Here is a 17,917-nt window from a genome sequence, read left to right as displayed (position 1 = left end):
GGAGGAGGATTTGCAATGAGCAGTGCAGGATGCGGAACAGGGAGCAACAGCCAGGACAATGGCGGCGGCTCAGAAAAAGGGGATTTAAAGTGGTCGCAACTTTCCCTGACTGGAGTGGGCTGCACAATCGGCACAGGATATTTTGTTGGTTCAAGTATCGGAATAAAACATACTGGCCCTTCCATTGTTTTTGCTTTTATACTGGCAGCGCTCGGAACATATATTGTTTTTAACCTTTTAGCAAAGATGACAGCCGAAGACCCCCAAGAAGGTTCTTTTTGCTATTATGCCAATAAAGCTTATGGAAAGTGGGCAGGGTTCAGCTGCGGCTGGAATTACTGGTCCTCAAATATATTAATCATGGGAAGCCAGTTGATGGCCCTCTCGCTTCTTTCACAGTTCTGGTTCGAAAAGGTCCCTTTATGGGTGTTTGCAGCAGGCTATGCAATTCTGTCCATTTTTGTTGTGCTGCTCGGAACCAAAGGCTTCGATAAAGTAGAGGATATTTTAGCAGTGATTAAAACAGCTGCCATCATAATGTTTATCATTCTTGCAGCTGCTGTGTTGTTTGGCTGGATACAGGGCGGTGATGGAAAACCAGCTTTTCCCTCTTCAACAGGCAAGTTCTTTCCGGAAGGATTCAGGGGATTCTGGTCTTCCTTGATTTATGCCTTTTACGCATACGGAGGGATCGAGGTCATCGGCCTTATGGCAATGCAGCTGAAGAAGAAAGAGGATGCTCCAAAAGCGGGAAAAGTCATGCTGATTTTACTTCTTATCATCTATGTCATTTCACTCGCCTTTGCCGTACTTCTTGTGAATTATGATAAGTTCACCCCGGATGAGAGTCCTTTTGTTACAGCTTTAAGTGATACAAATCTGAAATTCTTTCCGCATGTCTTTAATGGAGCGATCATCATTGCCGGTTTTTCCACAATGACCGCCGCTTTGTTCGGTGTAACCAATTTATTGGTTACAATGGCAAAGGACGGGGATGCACCGAAGCTTTTTTCCAAGAAGCTTGAAAGGTTTAAGAAACTTCCGCTCCCTTCCCTCGGCTTGGCTGCTGCAGGTCTTTTGCTTTCGGTCATCACTGCGCTTGTCGTACCGGGAAAGATCTATGAATACATCACAACAGCAGCCGGAATTTTGATTCTTTACAACTGGGCGTTCATCATCATTTCCGCACTTAAGATATTGGAAAATAAAGTATGGGGAAAAGCGCTCTCCATTGCCGGAATGGTCCTGCTCCTGGCTGCTGTCAGCGGGACAATCGTTGAAAAAGAGATCCGCCTTGGTTTTTTCATCTCTCTGATCCTTGTCGCCATTATCGCGATTGCAGCTTTTATCATGAAAAAGAAAAAGTGGAGCAAGGAACAACCATCAAGCGGTTAACAGGTTTGATCAAGCATTTTGAAATCTCCGCAGGAAAGTGGATATTTCATACTTGGGTTCCCCGCAGATGATTGCTGGCTTAGGAAAAATCCCGGGTGCCGGATTTTTCCCCTGTATACAAAGGTTTAACTCCCGAAAGCGAACGAGCAGCTCTTTTCTTTCCTTCTCACCAGGGGTTTTTACGACGATATACCAGGAAATTAGTTGAAATTTTATATTGAATAGTAACAAAGTTTACGAAAAGAGCCTAAAAAAAAGAAGCTGTTTCATCCGGAGTCCCCCAGGATGAAACAGCTTTTTATTCAACCAGCGCGTGTTTAAAAGCATAGATGACTGCCTGGGTCCTGTCCGCTACATCTAATTTCCCCAGGATATTGCTGACATGGGTTTTGACTGTTTTCAAGGCGATGAAAAGTTCATCCGCTATTTCCTGATTAGTCTTCCCCTCTGTCATGAGCAAAAGGATTTCCATCTCCCGATTGGTTAATTCTTCGTGAGGCAGGGAGGTGTTCCTTCCTCTCATTTTCAACATCATTTTGCCGGTAACCTCCGGTTCGAGCACAGTCTGCCCTTCATAGGTAGCACGGACAGCATCGGCAATCTCGCTCGCCTTTGACGTCTTCAGCATATAACTTGTTGCCCCCGCTTCCAATGCAGGGTATACCTTATCGTCGTCGAGGAAGCTGGTGACAATGATGATTTTGGCTTCTGGCCATCTCTCAATAATCCGGCGGGTGGCCTCTATGCCATCCATCTCTTTCATGACGAGATCCATTAAAATGATATCGGGCTTGTGTTCAAGTGCAAGATCAATCGCTGTACTGCCGTCATCCGCCTCTGCTACCACCTGGATATCCGGCTGGGCGGTCAAGTAGGAAGTGACACCGATTCTTACCATTTCATGATCATCAACAAATAGAACTCTTATCATTCTTTATCACCCTCTGTTTCCACCAGTGGAACTTTCACTTCAAGCCTGGTTCCTTTATTTGGTACACTGACAATCTTTAATGAACCGCCAATTTCCAAAGCGCGTTCCTGCATGTTCTGCAAGCCATATGATCCTGTTTTCTCTTTCTCGCTGTCAAATCCGATGCCATCGTCCATAACCCTCAGGATGACAAGGGAATCCCTTTTAATCAAGATGACTTCAAATGAGGCAGCCTTGGAATGCCTCAGCGTATTCGAAACGGATTCCTGAAGGATCCTGAATAAGTGATCTTCGATTCCTTTATCCAAATCGATCTCTTCTATCCTCCAGTCTACTTCCATGGGCACCTTGTTAGATAGTTCTACTAATAGTTCTTTAATTCCTTCCTGCAAGGTCTTTCCTTTCAACGCTGCAGGACGCAGATGAAGAAGCAGCGCCCTCATTTCCAGCTGAGACTGGTTGATCATTCCTTCGACCATCTTCAGCTGTTTTGACTCAGTCTCGTTGGCTTCCTCAGGTCTTAACTCAGTGATTGCCGACATCATCATGGAAGCAGCAAACAATTGCTGGCTGACAGAATCATGGAGTTCCCTTGCCAGCCTGTTTCTTTCTTGAGAGACGATTTCCTGGATCCTTTTCTCTTGTTCTTCCGCTTTTTCATTCACAAGTTTTTGTGTTTGCTTTGTCCTTTTGTTTATTTGCTCCTGTACTTTGTTCAGTCTGTCCCAAACACCGGACAATTCAACAATATTGAAGGCTTTACCGGCATCGATCAAGCGGCCCTGTTCAATGTTCATGACGCCCGTTTGAATATCGTACAGTTTTTTCCTCAATGGGAGAGCTGTCCAGATCCCCCCTGATAACCCAATGATCATAGTGATAACCGGGATATAAACAATCAAGGGGATATCCATGATTTCTTTTTTGATAAAAAATTGCCAGTCCGGAAGGGGAAAGATGAAGGTGAAAATGCCAGTAAATACGATAAGCAAGACGAATGACAAGGTAAGGCTGAAGAGTATCTGGCGCTTAAGAATACTCATACTCTTTTCACCTCGAGATCTCCAACAGCCAGAGATGTGATGACTTTCACTTTCTGAGGAGCTTGATCAAATTCACTTGTTTGGTAATAAACTGACTGGTTAAATGATTTTGGTTCAATTCTGTCAAAAATAGTGATTGCGCCAGCCAATCCATTATGATGGATGCTCACTTCAATATCATAAGGAACGAGGATGACGATATTGCCAAGTATATGGCGCACAGAGACCACAGATGTCCCTTTAGGAAGTACAGTATTCCCTAGATCGATGACTGTATCGCCGATGCCGCCCTGTATGTTAATGTCATTCCATTCGTAGACATGCTCCGGCGTCTGCAGTCGGCCGAACCATACGTTTTGAAGGGTCGCTCTTTTGATGTATACAGGTTCTCCCCCCTCATGGAAGGTCTGCTTGATTTGCGGTTCCACCTTTGAAGGATTCTTCTTTGAATCAGCAAACCGGAGGATGACCATGACTAATAGAGCCAGTAAAAAGAATTTGAAGGCCATTGTGTTGAGTATGGTCAGGGATAGACTGATGACCCCGAACCAAAATAATAGTTTTCCTGATGTGCGAGGAAGCCTTTTTCTTCCAAAGTATATGCATCCAAAAGTGATTAGCAGAAAGAAAACGACTCCCCCATCATAAAAAGACATTTCAAACAGAAGCATGATGATACCAATCAATAGGATCCAGCTGAATCGCTCCGTCCTGAATTTATTCAACATGGGGGAATCCTCCTTTCGTTTTATTTTCTAAATCTTAGATTTGAAACTTCCAAAAAGACGCAGAAGACTGCGCCTTTTTAGAATACCATGATTTTACTATGAAATAGAATGGGTTTCTTCGTTTTTCATTTGTTTTTCCAGCTGGGCAATCCTGCCGTCAATGCTGTTTCTGTAATAAGAAGTGTTCACTCCATGCTCCAGACGTTCAAGATAGGCTTCCATTTCTTCGAATCTGGAGAATGATTTGTCTGTATATCCTTCAGAGGATTCCAAGACCTTGTTCATTCGATGATTTGCCCTGGCGATATTTTCACGTCCCATCAGCTCCATCCGCTTGATATACATATCCTTCAATTTGTGTTTCATTTCTTCATACTTTTTCTCAAGCTCTTCCAGACCCTTAACAGCTTCATCCAGCGAGTGCTGTATTCGTTCAGCTCTCTCTGCAAAGTGATCATGTTCACTCAATGCAAATTCATATAGCTCGGTTTCGCCTGCCTGTGAAGCAACTTCTGCCTGATATTTTCTTTTATCTGCAAGCTTTTGGGTTTCCGCATATTTCTTTTCGAATTCCTGTTTTAATAGATACTGGCGTTCAACCAGCTTTCTTACTTTCTCTACTTCCGTTTCACATTCCCGAAGGTACTGGTTCAGCATTGCAATTGGGTTTTTCTTTTCCTTTTGATCAAGCATTTCGTGAAAATCTGATGTGATAGAATCTTTTAATCGGTTGAATAAGTTTGCCATGTTTTTATCTCTCCTTGTGTTTAGTTGTTTTTCAGGTTTGCCCATTCTTTTTCAAAGTTTGTGAAAGGGTCGCCGCTTTCGGTGATTTCAGGTTTTTCCTGTTTCCACTGTTTGATGACAACATACAGCAGGTAAATCGCTGCGATACCGATGATGGCCGGGAAGTTGGCCGCAGATGCACTTAGTGCCGCAAGCCCGATGACAGCCCAAATGACTTTTGCAAAAGTCGAATCGGTCTTCACAAACTGTTTGAATGAGTAATAAAGGACCAGGAGACTGATCGCAAGGCCGATCATCGGCCCCATATTAGCAAGAAGTACAATCGCTGCGATTCCTCCCAATACCAGTAAACCAAATTTTTTCATGTTCCTTCCTCCTTTAAGACTGGGTGTCCAGCCTATTTCCAAAAGAATCATTTGTTCTTTCGTTTCCATGTCTCTATAGTACCTTTCCTTCATATTTTTCATAACGAGCCTGAGCTTTATTTTCAACTAAGACCTTAGGCTTAGAGGACATAAGACTGTAAGTTATCGGAATTTAAAAAGGTGTTTTTAAAAAGGCTCTTTTCTTTCCTTCTCACCGAGGTTTTTACGGCGATTATCAGGGCATTATTTAAAATTTATATTGAATATCAACAAAGTTTACGAAAAGAGCACAATAAAAAAACCAGCCCGCAAGCGGACCGGCCTTCGACGTTCATTCAGTTAAACTCAAAAATTCTTCTACATCTTTGATACAAAGGGCGATACCCTTTTCCCAGAAAGCCTCTTTCGTTATGTCCTCTCCAAGATGCTTCATTGCGAGTTCTTCAACAGTCATGACTGCCGTGTCACGAAGGAGGGCCATATATTTCTCTTCATAGTTCTCTTCAGCTTCCAATGCTTTAGCATATATGCTCAATGAGAATAAATAACCGAATGTGTATGGAAAGTTATAGAATGGCACACCGGAAATATAGAAATGCAGCTTGGATGCCCAGAAGTGTGGATGGGCTTCATCCAGGGCACCGGCATATGCTTCTTTTTGAGCTTCCGTCATCAGTTCATTCAGTCTTTCAGCTGAAACCAGCCCGTTTTTCCGTTCCTCATAGAAGCGTGTTTCAAATAGGAAGCGTGCATGGATATTCATGAAGAAAGCCACACTCCTTTGCAGCTTATCTTCCACCAATGCAATTTTTTCTTCTTTCGTCTGGGCTTCTTTAACAGCTGCGTCTGCCACTATCATCTCTGCAAAAGTTGAAGCAGTCTCTGCTACATTCATGGCATAATTCCTGTTAAGTGTGTGCATCGGCCTTAGAGCATACGAATGGAAAGCGTGGCCCAGTTCATGGGCCAGCGTAGCTACATTTGACATGCTGCCTGAATAGGTCATGAAAATGCGAGATTGTTCGCTTAACGGAAAGGAAGTACAGAATCCGCCAGGCCTTTTGCCGGCGCGGTCTTCTGCTTCAATCCATCGGTCTTCGAACGCCTTTTGGGCAAAATCAGCCATCTCTGTTCCAAATCTGCCAAAGTGTTTCAGAATGAATTCCGCACCTTCGTTATAGGACATGCTGGAGCTGGATTCTGCTACAGGGGCATCCATGTTATACCAGTCCATTTTTTCCTTGCCCAGCATTTTCGCTTTCCGGTCAAGGTACTTAACGAACGGGGCCTTATTTTTTGAAATCGCTCCCCACATGGCTTCAAGTGTTTCTTTTTTCATGCGGTTATACTCCAGCGGTTCCTTAAGCACCTCGTCCCATCCGCGCTTTTTGTAGACATTCAATCGGAATCCTGCAAGGTGGTTCAATGTTTTCGCAAATAATTCTTCTTTATCAGTCCATGCTTTTTCCAGAAGGTCAAATATTTCTTTTCTGACTTTTTCATCTTGATGGGAGCTTAGGTTATTTGCCTGTCCGATAGATAGTTGTTCTCCATCATAAGGAATTTCCATACTGCCGACAATCGTGTCATACATCTGCCCCCAGCCGTGATATCCATCGATCGAGAGAGATTGAATGAGAGCTTCTTCGCCGCTTGATAATTTATCCTTGGCTTTTTCACGCCATTCATTCAATACAAATATCAATTCCGAAAGATGTTCTGTCCTTAGAAGCTCTTCCCAAACATCTTCCTGGGTTTCCGATAATTTTTGCTGAAAGCTGTTGAAGGCCACCTGGAAATCAGCACTTGCAGAGGTCAATTTACCGCGGAGGGCGTCCGCTCCCCTGTCCTTCATGTCCTGTGCCTCTAAGCAGCCGATGAAAGCCCCTGCCTGGCGGAGGTAAAGCATCACTTCTTTTGCTTCTTCAATCATGGTGGCAACCTTACTGCTGTCAGCCTTGGATTGCGGAGCTTGGAATGCTTTTTCATTCCGGGCAAACCCCGCTTTCTTTCTATCCAGTGTTTCCAGGTGTTCCTTGAACTGCAGTGAAGTGCTTCCCCCTTCAAAGAATACATCTAAATCCCATACATCAGAGTACGTCATTTTGAAATTCTCCCCTTTTAAATATGTAATCTTTCTATGTATATATATAGTTTACCATTTTCCGACTATTCTTGCTTTTGTTTTTAAAAAAGCATTGAAGTGTTTCTAATGGCAGCCAGGTGGAATAGTATGGGTATGATAAAAAAACTGGAGGTATCACCTTGGCGAAATTATTGGTAAACATAGCAGCATTCATTCTTGTCCTTGTCATGAACACATTAGCCGTCACACTCCCTTTGAATGGTCAAACCACCGGGGAAATCTCAAACCGGCTTGATGTGTTTTTCACTCCTGCTGGTTACGTGTTTTCTATATGGAGCCTGATTTACCTCTTGCTTGGAATTTGGGTGATCAGGCAGATTACCGGGAAGAATCGTTCTTCCCTTTACTATCAGGCCATCAGCCCGTACTTTGCTGCCACTTGCTTGTTGAACTCCGCCTGGATTTTCATGTGGCATTATAATTATTTTGGTCTTTCTGTCCTGATCATGCTTTCACTTTTGTCCACACTGATCGTCATTTACAGGAAGGTGAAGGAATTACGCAGAAACTTTTTTGACCAGCTGCCTTTCTCCGTTTATCTGGGATGGATCAGCGTGGCTACGGTTGCCAACATCAGTTATTTCCTTACTTACCTGGAATGGGGTGGATTTGGGTTGGGGGAAGCCTTTTGGGCCGTCTTCCTGCTCGTGATGACTTTTTGTCTAGCTGCGTATTTCAGGGTGAAAAAGAAGGATTGGATATATCCCCTCATAATTGTGTGGGCTGTTATCGGCATAGGTGTCAATAACCAGGCTGATCATCCCGTGCTCTCCTGGATAAGCTATGCAGTTGCCGTGATTGTTCTCTTGATGGTTGTTTTCATAAGGTACCCCCAGCATATTTCTAAAAGCGGCTGAACACCCTAAGACCATGGAGGTGCCACATGAAAGAAGGAAAGAATAAAAAGTTCACAGCGGCCGGTACGGACATTGAAGAAGTTAAGAGGCTGAATGACCAGTCCGGACTCTCTTACAATCAGGTAAAGCAGTTACTCGCTGAAAAAGGTAAGAAGAACTAACTATCTCTTCGACTAAAAAAAATGGCCAAAGGAGCAATCCAGTTTACCGCTTCTGCCCCAAAATAGAAAGCAGGCTGAACTAAGAACGTCCAGCCTGCTTTCTTTATTTCGTCTATATTTGTGATACCCTTAAAGTCCTTTTAGGGGTTCATTTATGTTTCGTTTTATTTTCCTTTTCCTTCTTCAGGGGTTTTTCCCGCTGCTCTACAAGCTTTTCCTGAATTTTATTCATTTCCTTATATGGCTGGGTCAGACTGACAACGACATCACCCGCTTCTGCCTTTCCTGGACCATCAGGCGAGAAGAACTCAATCTTCCCAGAAGGTTTCATCACAAAGAGAAGGATGGTATTTTCTTCCCTTTCATGCAAATACTCTTCAAAAGAATATTTCTCAGTTATGTTGGTCTTTCTGATGATATCCCCGCGTTCAATCCTCTTATTCAATTCATCCCAGGTGGCGTCTTCCTGAAAAAGAATCCTTCCGCCAAGAGTATGCACCAGATCCTCTATATCATCGCTTCTTTTGCCTTTCAGGGATAATTGAAAAAGGTTGGTCCTGCCGATTGATGGGATGAAGGTAGTACAAACCAAAGCATTGTATGAATCTACTTCCGTCGTCGCGAGCAAATATTCATAAGGGGTTAAATCCATATGATATTCCGTCTGTTCCGAGAGGATTTCCCCCCTGAAGAAAGGCACGCCGGCTTTTCTTGCTGAAAACAGCCTCTTCCATGAAGAATCTGCAATCATGACAGGCGTTTTGAGTTCCTTCAAGGTTTTCGCCAGTTCGGTAGAAAAGCTGCTTCCTCCAATAATCAAAACTCCCGGTCTTTCGTTGATGGCAAGATCAAGCTTCTTCGCAAGCCATCCGATTGAAAATCCATGGACTACAACAGTACCGAATACAAGTGCAAATGTCACCGACGTCAAGACAGCGGCATCTTCAAATCCTGTATCCAAAAGCACCGATGCAAAATAACTCGAAACGGTCAGGGCCACAATTCCCCTTGGGGCAATCCAGCCGACAAGTGTTTTCTCCTTCCATGAAAGGTCAGTGCCAATGGTGGAAAGAAAAATGGACAATGGTCGGACGATGAAGAGCATCAAGAGAACAAAACCTATGATCCGCCAGTTGAAGATCTCAATGAGTGTATCAAGCGACAGCGATGCCGTCAGCATGACAAAGATGGTCGAAATGAGCAGAACGGATATGTTTTCTTTAAAATGCCGCATATCGGCAATCGAAGAGATATGCATGTTTGCCAGAGTCATCCCCATTGCTGTTACAGCAAGCAGTCCCGTCTCATGGGTAATCTGATCCGATATCGTAAAGCAAGCAAGGACGACCACGAATACCACAGGTGATTTCAAGAATTCCGGCACATGCCCTCGTTCAAATACCCAGCCGACACCTTTTCCGCACAGCCAGCCTAGGACCACAGCGAAAAAGGAAGCGAGAAAGAACATCAGGAGTGTGTTTGCTGCCCCTTTCTCTGACGTGAAAAAGAGAATGAACTCAAAAGCGAAAACAGCCAGCAGGGCTCCGAATGGGTCAACAATAATTCCTTCCCATTTCAAAATGGCTGCCGGCCGTGGTTTTAATTTGGCCTGCCTCAACATCGGCAGTATGACAGTAGGTCCTGTGACAATAAACAACCCGCCTATTACAAACGCAACTGCCCAGGAAAGCCCCGCTACATAATGAGCTCCCAGAGAACCCAGGATCCAGGCAAGGAAAGCTCCTATGGTGACAATCCGGAAAACGGGCCTTCCCAGTCCTTTCACTTCCCGGAAGTCCAAATTCAGGCTTCCTTCAAATAAGATAATGGCTACTGCCATCGAAATTATCGGTTTAAACAAATCCCCGAACTCTTCCTGAGGATTGATGATACCCAAGAACGGACCAGCCAAAAGTCCGGCAATGGACATCACTACTATAGCCGGCAGCCTGAAACGCCACGCCGCCCACTGGGAAAAGATCCCCAGCACCCCGACGAGCATCAAGTTGAATAATATTGAATCAATCATTTAGTATCTCCTTTAATAAGGACCGAATTTTTTCTTCATCTGCTTAGAATCAGTTCCGGGGTATCCGATCTTGTCTTCTACATACGGACAGCGCTTTTAAACCAGAAGGTCAACCCCAGACGGCTGCATACGGTGTTGTAATGGAGCAGTGTCAGCAATACAGCCCCTGTATTCATACCGATAAGAACTCCAGCCATGCCGAACTGTGGAAGTGAACCCAGAAAATAGATTAGGGAGAACGAAACAACCGTTGCCCAAATAGTATGGTACAAAGCGTCCTTAATCAATCCAAACCCGATCATGAATGCCTGCAGAGGCATTACGAAAAAGTGGAAGAAAAAATAGGGCCAGAGTAACTTCAGATAATAGGAAGCGGAAGTTGAATGAAAAAATATATTCGTCAATTCTTCTCCCCAAAAATAAAAAACCAAAACAGCCGGGGTACCATACCCCAATGTTATCCAAACTACCTGTCTAAGTATAGAGTGTATACCTTTAATATCATTCTTTGAAACCTTTTCGGACACAATCGGTATAAGGGCGATTAACAGCGAGTGGGCGATGAAGGCAGGGAAGAATCCAATGGTAAGGGCAATCCCGGCAAGCACTCCGAAATGTTCTGTTGCGGATATTTCGGTCATTCCTGCATGCAGGAGAGCCGCTTTAATCAAAAACGGCTGGATTGCATGAGTGACAGCATGGAATATGCGCAAAACTGTGGTAGGAAATGATACAGACAGTAATGCCCTTCCCACCTCGGTCTTATCTGCAGGCTTTGAGGAGGTTTTCTTGAAGCTCCTGACAGACAGAACATATGCCTGCATGAAATAAAGGAAGACCACTCCTTCACTGGCGATGAATGTACATAATGCAATGATGATGGCTATATTGACTTCAAATGAAAATAACTGATAAACGATAACCAGGAGAATCAACTGGGCAATTTTCCTTAAGAAATTTGCGGCTGCAATCTTCCCCATGTGATGAACCCCCATAAAGTATCCTCTTGCAATGGAAGAAAACGATATAATCGGGATAAGCAGCAAAGTGAGCCATCGAACACCCGGGTGATATTCAGCCAAAAAAGGGAAAACAGAATAAAGGGCTGTCGCTGCAAGAAGGAAAATACAAGTAAAAACAATTGTCAGTTTCCATACCTGGGAAAGGATATTCCGGTGATAAACAACCTCTTTTTCCGCTATGAATTTCGATAGAGAAACAGGAAGCTCCAGACTGGCGATGATTGCGATCAAGAAGATGGAAGGCAGAATTGACATATAGATGCCCATGCCATGCTCTCCAAGCTCCCTTGCCAAAATCATATTGATGACAAACTCCAGGCACTCCCCGAAAAATGCTGTAATTATCAAAAAGGATATTCCCCGAATGAATAACTTCATATTTTTCAACCTCCGAAATAAGTACATGCCCTATCTTATGACGGATGTTCACGGTTTAGGATTTTTTTCATACCAAAGAGTTGTTGCCGGTCGTTTGTTCTTTAATACCTTTTAGAAGTGAGGCACTCTCCGTCTGCACCATCTCTTGCTTTGTCTTTCCCTTAGTATCTGAAGAAAGAATAATAAAAAACCGAGACAAACTTCTGCCTCAGTTTTTCTGGTAATTCTCTTTCAGGCCGGCGATTCCTTCTTTGCAGACCCTATATTCAAGCCAGGAGCAGCCTTCACAGATATGATCAAGGTCATCCGGCTCCACTGTTTCAACTGTAAGTTTCACCAAGGACGACTTCTTATAAACACCTCCTGGCTTCAAGCCAAGATGACCAATTGTGCGGCTGTCCAATCCCATTACTTTATTATTGGACTTGAGACTTCCGGTGCACAAGGTTTCTCCTTTATGCGGACAGGCCGAACAGGCTTCATCGAACCCTGCGACTACTCTGATGTCAAAGTCCTTTTCTGCATCTCTGATATCTGCAACAATTTCTCTCATTTTTTCAACAAAAGAAGGACTGTACCCCATCCCTTTAAAGCCATGTACACATAACAGATGATGTCCCCTCAACAATCTTGCCACCGGGATCCCCCTTCCTGACACTATTCTTCTTCCCTAGTTCTATGTCATGAAGGCAAATTCCTATTTGACCGCTTAAATAATTTTACTATTCCCTCAATTTGCTTTAACATTTATCTATATAAAAGGCTGTTTTAATATATTATTGCTTTCGGAAAAATCCCGGGTGCCGGGTTTTTCCCCTGTACTTAAAGGTTATACTCTCGAAAAAGAACGAGCAGCTTTTTTATTTCCTGCTCACCGGAGTTTTGACGACGATTTACCAGGATATTATTTGTATTTTATATTGAATATTGAATAGCACAAAATTCACGAAAAGAGCCATATAAAACTATTAAAGGCGGGGTAGACATGGATTACAGCGTAAAAGAGGATTATGCAGCGGAGCAGGATAAGTTAGATGCACTTTCACATTTCAAGAATGAATTTTACATAAGGGACGGCTGGTATTATATGGACGGCAATTCCCTCGGACTGCTTTCAAAGAGGGCCGAGAACTCCCTGTTGACTTCTTTGGAAGATTGGAAGCAGCACGGAATAGACGGCTGGATGGATGGCCGTGAGCCGTGGTTCTATTACTCTGAAAAACTCGGGAAGATGACGGCTCCGCTTATAGGCTCCAAAGTACGGGAAACCATTGTGACCGGATCGATTACAACCAATCTTCATCAGATGATTTCTTCGTTTTATAAACCTGATGGAAAAAAGACGAAGATACTGGCGGATGAGTTAACGTTCCCATCTGATATCTATGCTGTAAAAAGCCAGCTTGAATTGAAGGGGTATGACCCGGCAACTGATCTGGTTCAAGTCAAAAGCAGGGATGGCCTTACGCTCAGGGAAGAAGATATCATCGCTGCTATGGCTGATGATGTTGCACTGATTCTTCTTCCTTCCGTTCTCTACCGTTCCGGGCAGCTTCTGGATATGAAGCTTTTGACAGAAGAGGCACATAAAAGGGGCATCATCATTGGATTTGATTTGGCCCACTCCATCGGTGCCATTCCGCACCACCTTCACAATTGGGATGTCGATTTCGCTGTCTGGTGCAACTATAAATATTTAAACAGCGGTCCCGGGGGTGTCGGCGGGCTTTTCGTCCATGAAAGACACCTGGGAAGAAAGCCCGGCCTCGCAGGCTGGTTCGGTTCGAAGAAAGAAAAGCAGTTTGATATGGAACATACAATGACACATGCGGATACAGCCGGAGCCTTCCAAATTGGGACCCCCCATATTTTCAGTCTGGCACCTCTTCTCGGATCACTTGAGATTTTTGAAGAAGCCGGTATAGAAAACATACGGGCGAAATCTTTGAAGCTCACCAATTATATGATGCATCTCATAGAGGTCAGCTTGGCTGAGTTCGGTTTCACGATTTCTAATCCAGCAGTAGACCATTCACGCGGCGGGCATGTATGCTTGCAGCATGAAGAAGCTGCGCGCATTTGCAAAGCACTTAAGAAAAATGGCGTCATACCGGATTTCCGTGCGCCTAATGTAATAAGACTGGCACCGGTCGCTTTGTATACCTCTTTTCAGGATGTTTGGGATACCGTACAAATTCTTAAAACCATTATGGAAGAAGAACAATACAAACAGTTTGAGAAAGGCCGAAATGTTGTAGCCTAAGGAGGATTGTAGATGAAATTGATAGATATCTCTCAACGACTTAATAATAGCACACCTGTCTGGCCCGGTGATACGCCGTTTTCTTTTTCATTGAACTGGTCCAAGAGTGAAACCGGATCAGTGAATGTTGGGAATGTAAGGTTCAGTGCCCATACAGGTACACATATAGATGCTCCGTTCCACTTTGATGACAATGGCAGGAAAGTGGCGGAGCTTCCGCTGGAGAACTTCTTTGGAAGGGCACTGGTGGTTGAAATCTCCGGAAAAGAATCGATCGGGGCGGAGGAACTGGACGGACTCGATTTTAAAGGCGCCACCAAGCTTCTGATACGCACCGGCAGCTGGATGGATAAAAGTGTTTTCCCTGATGAAATCACCTATCTCCGGGAAAATATAGGCCCCCTCCTCAAACAAAAGGGCATTAAGCTTATCGGGGTCGATGTTCCATCCGTAGACCCACTGGACAGCAAGGAGCTGCCAGCCCACCATTCACTACAGCGCAACGGAATCGGCATCCTTGAAGGAATCGACCTGGATGGCGTCGAGGAGAAGATTTATGAACTAGCCTCCTTCCCTTTATCCATCGAAGGGGCTGACGGGTGTCCTGTAAGAGCAGTCCTGATCGACAGGTAAAACTTGAATTTTTATGTATTTCATCTCTCAAGTTCCTTTACTTCATGATGAGATATTGGGTATAATTATTACTATAAGAATAAATGTTGGCATGAGGGCCCCGGCTGCCACCGGAACCCTCATGCAAGCATACACTGCAGGAAGCAGCAGCATAGTATATAGTTAGATACTGAAGTAACCTCCCAAGGTTGAGAGCCGGCGGGTGGTTACTTCTTTTTTTGTGTGACCGCGATGATCGCTACTGTCAATGTTCCGAAGGCAATCATGATTTGTAGAGCATCAGCTGTTTCTATCATTAAAGAGACTCACCTCCCCTCAACAAAGGGAGCAGCCGCTGCCTGCTGGCATGTATACTATAGAACTATTTTAACATAAACAAGAACATATGTTCTAATTTTTGTTTGTTTTTTCTAAAAATGGTCCGATTCTACTGAATCCTTCTAAAGGTCTATAAGTTTGTTTCTCATCATAAGTTAGCAATGTAAGAGCTTTTGGAGGGAGGAGAAACCAATGGATTTATTCGTTGTACTCGGATTTGCTTTTGTTCTGTTATTCATTGGCGGTTTTTTCGTTTATTTCCTTAAAAGTACGCTGAATATTCCGGATAGTTCTTCCATTGACCCTGTCCCTGAAGAAGAGACGCCGGCAGAAGACCAAAACGACAGTGTCTCATGAGACACTGTCGTTTTGACTGTATAGAAATTGTGCTGCTTCCAAAAGTCTGCTCATCCACTTACCAGCTTTTCTCCTTTGGCCATTCTGGTTTCACACAGAGGACAGATTTTCCTTTTCAGGTTTTGTTCCTTCTCTGTGATTCTTGACCAGGCTATACAGCCCTCATTGCTGCATATCCAGGCAGCGACCTTGATTTTTGGCAGTGCTTTATTTGCTGCTACTTCTTTCTTGGCTGGTTCTTCGTAAAATGCATCGGTCAAAAACCGTGAAATGTCTCTCTTTTCGCCCTGATAGAAGGCTGGGGAACTTATGAAAAGAGCTTCTTTAGCTCGGGTTATAGCAACATACATTAGCCTTCTCTCTTCTTCAATAGCAAGTATATTTTTGTTACGGGTATCCAGATGAATTTTGTCCTCCAGCTTGTCTGCATTAAGTGCTGAGGTATGGGGAAGGTTCCCCTCGCTGGCACCGATCACAAACACTGCAGGAAACTCAAGGCCTTTCGCACGATGGATCGTCATGAGAGAAATGGCATCAGCGTTGGATTTATGATCCTCCTGCTGCATTTTCTCATGTTTTTCAGTGATGCTGTCTATAAACGAAATGAAAGCGGAAATCGATTGAAATCTCGCTGCAGAAGCCTCAAGCTCCGATAAAGTTTCTTTAATGACTTCCTTATGTTCAGTTACAGATACTTGTTCATTGGTATCCATATAATGATCATAGTAATCCTTTCTCATTTGTTTGATGGCAGCTGCGGGAGGTTCAGCTGAGAGATTCTTGATCATCCTGACCCTGTCCTTCACCTTTTCTCTCTGAAATTCATGAAGTTGCTCCATCTTTGACAGATGAATCAACGGATACTTTTTCCTCGACGATTCCTCATGGCTGAAAATGAACTTCATCCCTGCTGCCCTGTTGATGAAAAGAGTTCCGAGTATACCTTCTATCGCTGCGAAATTCCTTGGGACGAGTGAAAGTCTCAAATGGTCAATCAAAGGTTTGACGACCCAATGATCATAGAAATGCTGGTCTCCGAGATTATATGAGAAGAAGGGAATTTCGTCCATGACCATTTTTTCAAAGATGGCCCTGCTGCTGCTTGCCGTCCGATGCAGTATCGCAATATCCTTGTATTCCATCTTCCCGTTTGAAACCAGGTCTTTGGCTTTTGCCACAATCCATTCTGCTTCCTCATCAGAATTGGAGGGCCGGCTGTACTGCGGCTTGGCCGGCTTCTCTTTTACCACCTTGAGGGTTTTCTTGCGTCTATGCCTGTTTCTGCTTATGACTTGATTTCCCAGACCGACAATATAGCTGTTCGAGCGGTAATTGATGTCCAAGGTAATGACGATTGCATCCGGATACTCTTTATCAAAGTCCAGGATGAATGAATGGTCTGCCCCGTTAAAAGAATAGATCGTCTGATCATCGTCTCCCACAACGAATAAATTCCTTGAACGATGAGAAATCAGTTTGATCAATTCATATTGAAGCCGGTTGGTGTCCTGGAATTCATCCACCATAACATGAAGGAATCTATTCTGAAGAGCATTGAGAAGCCGGTGGTCCTGTGTAAGCAGTTCATGGGCTTTGACCAGAATATCATCAAAATCCATTTTCTCATTACGTTCCTTCCATTCCTCGAACATAAGTAAGATCTTTTTGATTTCTTTGTCTCCCGTTGTTTTTTGTGGAAGGTCCTCAAGGGTTTTCATATTCATCTTTAGATTGGACAGGGTTGAGAGCAGTGTTTCAGGCTGATACGGTTCCTGGATCCCTAACTTCCTTTGTATCTGCTTTAGCTGGATGTGCTTGAAACGCTCATTGCCAAGTATATCTTGTTTGAATCCCCTGCTCCTTAATATGTACAGAAAAAAGGAGTGGAAAGTGCCGGCTTGGATTCTGTTCACTTCCTTATGGTCTACCCCCGGAAGCACCGCGACCCTGTGTTTCATTTCCATCGCAGCTTTTTTTGAAAAGGTCAGAAGCAGTATGTTATCGGGGGAAATCCCCTTCACTTGAAGAAGGTAGCCTGTCCGCGAAACAAGCACGGATGTCTTTCCTGAACCTGCCCCCGCTAACGTCAAGCAGGGTCCTTGGGTATGCCGGACCGCTTTCATTTGAGCATCATTCAAACAAATCCCCTCTCGTTCAAGCAGCAGGAAGTAGGAATCATCCTCACTTTCTCCGTCTTGTTTAAACTGATCTTCACGATGGTAAACCGCTGCATTTGGCGTCACCTGAGATGAAACGCCGAATGGCCTGTTGGAAAAATTATTCATTCTAGTCACCCAGATCTTATTTGATATCCGATAGTATAGTGTATCTATTTGTAATGCAAATTGTATCAATCAGTATAGAAATACAAAAACCCCCATTCTGCCCGAGGATTAAAAGAAACAGTTTGCTCTTCATGTTCCTTATTTCCTGCGGAAGCACCCAATCCATAAGGTGCTGGACGTCCGCTTCCGCTTTTTATCAATCCAGCTCCAGCGCCCAGCCCCTCGGGGTCATAAGCCAATCCGTCAAGAAGGTTAAAGA

Annotated in this window: 18 protein-coding genes; 6 read left to right on the top strand and 12 right to left on the bottom strand. The window is 44.0% G+C overall.

Going from position 1 to position 17,917, the window contains the following annotated elements; all coding sequences use genetic code 11:
- The first annotated feature begins 15 nt into the window (after positions 1 to 15).
- On the top strand, positions 16 to 1,395 hold the full coding sequence (locus D3H55_RS13420; protein ID WP_119547451.1) for an amino acid permease: 1,380 nt from the start codon (positions 16 to 18) through the stop codon (positions 1,393 to 1,395).
- A gap of 298 nt (positions 1,396 to 1,693) precedes the next feature.
- Here the strand turns inward: D3H55_RS13420 and D3H55_RS13415 are convergent, their stop codons facing one another.
- From D3H55_RS13415 to D3H55_RS13390, 6 genes are all read right to left on the bottom strand, one after another.
- Positions 1,694 to 2,326 carry a response regulator transcription factor gene (locus D3H55_RS13415; protein ID WP_119547449.1) on the bottom strand — a complete coding sequence of 211 codons (633 nt, stop codon included), beginning with the start codon at positions 2,324 to 2,326 and terminating at the stop codon, positions 1,694 to 1,696.
- Complete coding sequence (locus D3H55_RS13410; RefSeq protein WP_119547447.1) at positions 2,323 to 3,369, bottom strand: sensor histidine kinase; 1,047 nt, start codon at positions 3,367 to 3,369, stop codon at positions 2,323 to 2,325. Before D3H55_RS13410 ends, D3H55_RS13415 begins: the two co-directional genes overlap by 4 nt.
- Positions 3,366 to 4,097 carry a cell wall-active antibiotics response protein LiaF gene (gene liaF, locus D3H55_RS13405; RefSeq protein ID WP_119547445.1) on the bottom strand — a complete coding sequence of 244 codons (732 nt, stop codon included), beginning with the start codon at positions 4,095 to 4,097 and terminating at the stop codon, positions 3,366 to 3,368. Before liaF ends, D3H55_RS13410 begins: the two co-directional genes overlap by 4 nt.
- A gap of 96 nt (positions 4,098 to 4,193) precedes the next feature.
- A complete protein-coding gene (locus tag D3H55_RS13400; protein ID WP_119547443.1) occupies positions 4,194 to 4,844 on the bottom strand; it encodes a PspA/IM30 family protein in 651 nt (216 codons plus the stop codon).
- A 20-nt stretch (positions 4,845 to 4,864) separates the two neighbouring features.
- Positions 4,865 to 5,209 carry a lmo0954 family membrane protein gene (locus D3H55_RS13395; RefSeq protein WP_119547441.1) on the bottom strand — a complete coding sequence of 115 codons (345 nt, stop codon included), beginning with the start codon at positions 5,207 to 5,209 and terminating at the stop codon, positions 4,865 to 4,867.
- 331 nt (positions 5,210 to 5,540) lie between these two features.
- Positions 5,541 to 7,313, bottom strand: a complete 1,773-nt coding sequence (locus D3H55_RS13390) for a M3 family oligoendopeptidase (protein ID WP_119547439.1) — start codon at positions 7,311 to 7,313, stop codon at positions 5,541 to 5,543.
- A 161-nt stretch (positions 7,314 to 7,474) separates the two neighbouring features.
- Between D3H55_RS13390 and D3H55_RS13385 the strand changes: the two genes are divergently transcribed.
- Entirely contained in the window at positions 7,475 to 8,212 is a 738-nt protein-coding gene (locus D3H55_RS13385) for a TspO/MBR family protein (RefSeq protein ID WP_119547437.1), read from the top strand.
- A gap of 26 nt (positions 8,213 to 8,238) precedes the next feature.
- A complete protein-coding gene (locus D3H55_RS25255; protein WP_276310240.1) occupies positions 8,239 to 8,373 on the top strand; it encodes a hypothetical protein in 135 nt (44 codons plus the stop codon).
- Between the two features lie 148 nt (positions 8,374 to 8,521).
- Here the strand turns inward: D3H55_RS25255 and D3H55_RS13380 are convergent, their stop codons facing one another.
- From D3H55_RS13380 to D3H55_RS13370, 3 genes are all read right to left on the bottom strand, one after another.
- A complete protein-coding gene (locus tag D3H55_RS13380) occupies positions 8,522 to 10,402 on the bottom strand; it encodes a cation:proton antiporter (protein ID WP_119547435.1) in 1,881 nt (626 codons plus the stop codon).
- 77 nt (positions 10,403 to 10,479) lie between these two features.
- Positions 10,480 to 11,802, bottom strand: a complete 1,323-nt coding sequence (locus tag D3H55_RS13375; RefSeq protein WP_168413084.1) for an oligosaccharide flippase family protein — start codon at positions 11,800 to 11,802, stop codon at positions 10,480 to 10,482.
- Positions 11,803 to 12,010: 208 nt separating this feature from the next.
- A complete protein-coding gene (locus D3H55_RS13370; protein WP_119547608.1) occupies positions 12,011 to 12,385 on the bottom strand; it encodes a DUF1284 domain-containing protein in 375 nt (124 codons plus the stop codon).
- Between the two features lie 402 nt (positions 12,386 to 12,787).
- On the opposite strand from D3H55_RS13370, the gene kynU reads away from it, so the two are divergent.
- A complete protein-coding gene (gene kynU / locus D3H55_RS13365; RefSeq protein ID WP_119547431.1) occupies positions 12,788 to 14,065 on the top strand; it encodes a kynureninase in 1,278 nt (425 codons plus the stop codon).
- 12 nt (positions 14,066 to 14,077) lie between these two features.
- A complete protein-coding gene (gene kynB, locus D3H55_RS13360; protein ID WP_119547429.1) occupies positions 14,078 to 14,698 on the top strand; it encodes an arylformamidase in 621 nt (206 codons plus the stop codon).
- 206 nt (positions 14,699 to 14,904) lie between these two features.
- Here kynB and D3H55_RS24960 read toward each other — a convergent pair whose 3' ends face one another.
- Positions 14,905 to 14,994, bottom strand: a complete 90-nt coding sequence (locus tag D3H55_RS24960; protein ID WP_240628577.1) for a putative holin-like toxin — start codon at positions 14,992 to 14,994, stop codon at positions 14,905 to 14,907.
- A 214-nt stretch (positions 14,995 to 15,208) separates the two neighbouring features.
- On the opposite strand from D3H55_RS24960, the gene D3H55_RS24305 reads away from it, so the two are divergent.
- Positions 15,209 to 15,373, top strand: coding sequence for a hypothetical protein (locus D3H55_RS24305; protein ID WP_168413083.1), 165 nt, complete (start codon positions 15,209 to 15,211; stop codon positions 15,371 to 15,373).
- 50 nt (positions 15,374 to 15,423) lie between these two features.
- Here the strand turns inward: D3H55_RS24305 and D3H55_RS13355 are convergent, their stop codons facing one another.
- Positions 15,424 to 17,658: a UvrD-helicase domain-containing protein gene (locus D3H55_RS13355; protein ID WP_119547427.1), complete on the bottom strand. Its 2,235-nt coding sequence runs from the start codon at positions 17,656 to 17,658 to the stop codon at positions 15,424 to 15,426.
- Positions 17,659 to 17,723: 65 nt separating this feature from the next.
- A partial coding sequence (locus D3H55_RS24745; RefSeq protein WP_205685481.1) for a hypothetical protein occupies positions 17,724 to 17,917 on the bottom strand: 194 nt, incomplete at its 5' end.

This window comes from Bacillus salacetis (assembly GCF_003581585.1).
Classification (GTDB): Bacteria; Bacillota; Bacilli; order Bacillales; family Bacillaceae_B; genus Rossellomorea; species Rossellomorea salacetis.
Note: the sequence above shows the minus strand (reverse complement) of the source record. Positions and strands in the feature narration are given on the sequence as shown.

What these genes read in the sequence shown, in the direction of transcription:
- D3H55_RS13420 (WP_119547451.1), top strand. Translation starts at nt 16, where the DNA reads ATGAGCAGTGCAGGATGCGGAACAGGGAGCAACAGCCAGGACAATGGC.
- D3H55_RS13415 (WP_119547449.1), bottom strand. Translation starts at nt 2,326, where the DNA reads ATGATAAGAGTTCTATTTGTTGATGATCATGAAATGGTAAGAATCGGT.
- D3H55_RS13410 (WP_119547447.1), bottom strand. Translation starts at nt 3,369, where the DNA reads ATGAGTATTCTTAAGCGCCAGATACTCTTCAGCCTTACCTTGTCATTC.
- liaF (WP_119547445.1), bottom strand. Translation starts at nt 4,097, where the DNA reads ATGTTGAATAAATTCAGGACGGAGCGATTCAGCTGGATCCTATTGATT.
- D3H55_RS13400 (WP_119547443.1), bottom strand. Translation starts at nt 4,844, where the DNA reads ATGGCAAACTTATTCAACCGATTAAAAGATTCTATCACATCAGATTTT.
- D3H55_RS13395 (WP_119547441.1), bottom strand. Translation starts at nt 5,209, where the DNA reads ATGAAAAAATTTGGTTTACTGGTATTGGGAGGAATCGCAGCGATTGTA.
- D3H55_RS13390 (WP_119547439.1), bottom strand. Translation starts at nt 7,313, where the DNA reads ATGACGTACTCTGATGTATGGGATTTAGATGTATTCTTTGAAGGGGGA.
- D3H55_RS25255 (WP_276310240.1), top strand. Translation starts at nt 8,239, where the DNA reads ATGAAAGAAGGAAAGAATAAAAAGTTCACAGCGGCCGGTACGGACATT.
- D3H55_RS13380 (WP_119547435.1), bottom strand. Translation starts at nt 10,402, where the DNA reads ATGATTGATTCAATATTATTCAACTTGATGCTCGTCGGGGTGCTGGGG.
- D3H55_RS13375 (WP_168413084.1), bottom strand. Translation starts at nt 11,802, where the DNA reads ATGAAGTTATTCATTCGGGGAATATCCTTTTTGATAATTACAGCATTT.
- D3H55_RS13370 (WP_119547608.1), bottom strand. Translation starts at nt 12,385, where the DNA reads ATGGGGTACAGTCCTTCTTTTGTTGAAAAAATGAGAGAAATTGTTGCA.
- kynU (WP_119547431.1), top strand. Translation starts at nt 12,788, where the DNA reads ATGGATTACAGCGTAAAAGAGGATTATGCAGCGGAGCAGGATAAGTTA.
- kynB (WP_119547429.1), top strand. Translation starts at nt 14,078, where the DNA reads ATGAAATTGATAGATATCTCTCAACGACTTAATAATAGCACACCTGTC.
- D3H55_RS24960 (WP_240628577.1), bottom strand. Translation starts at nt 14,994, where the DNA reads ATGATAGAAACAGCTGATGCTCTACAAATCATGATTGCCTTCGGAACA.
- D3H55_RS24305 (WP_168413083.1), top strand. Translation starts at nt 15,209, where the DNA reads ATGGATTTATTCGTTGTACTCGGATTTGCTTTTGTTCTGTTATTCATT.
- D3H55_RS13355 (WP_119547427.1), bottom strand. Translation starts at nt 17,658, where the DNA reads ATGAATAATTTTTCCAACAGGCCATTCGGCGTTTCATCTCAGGTGACG.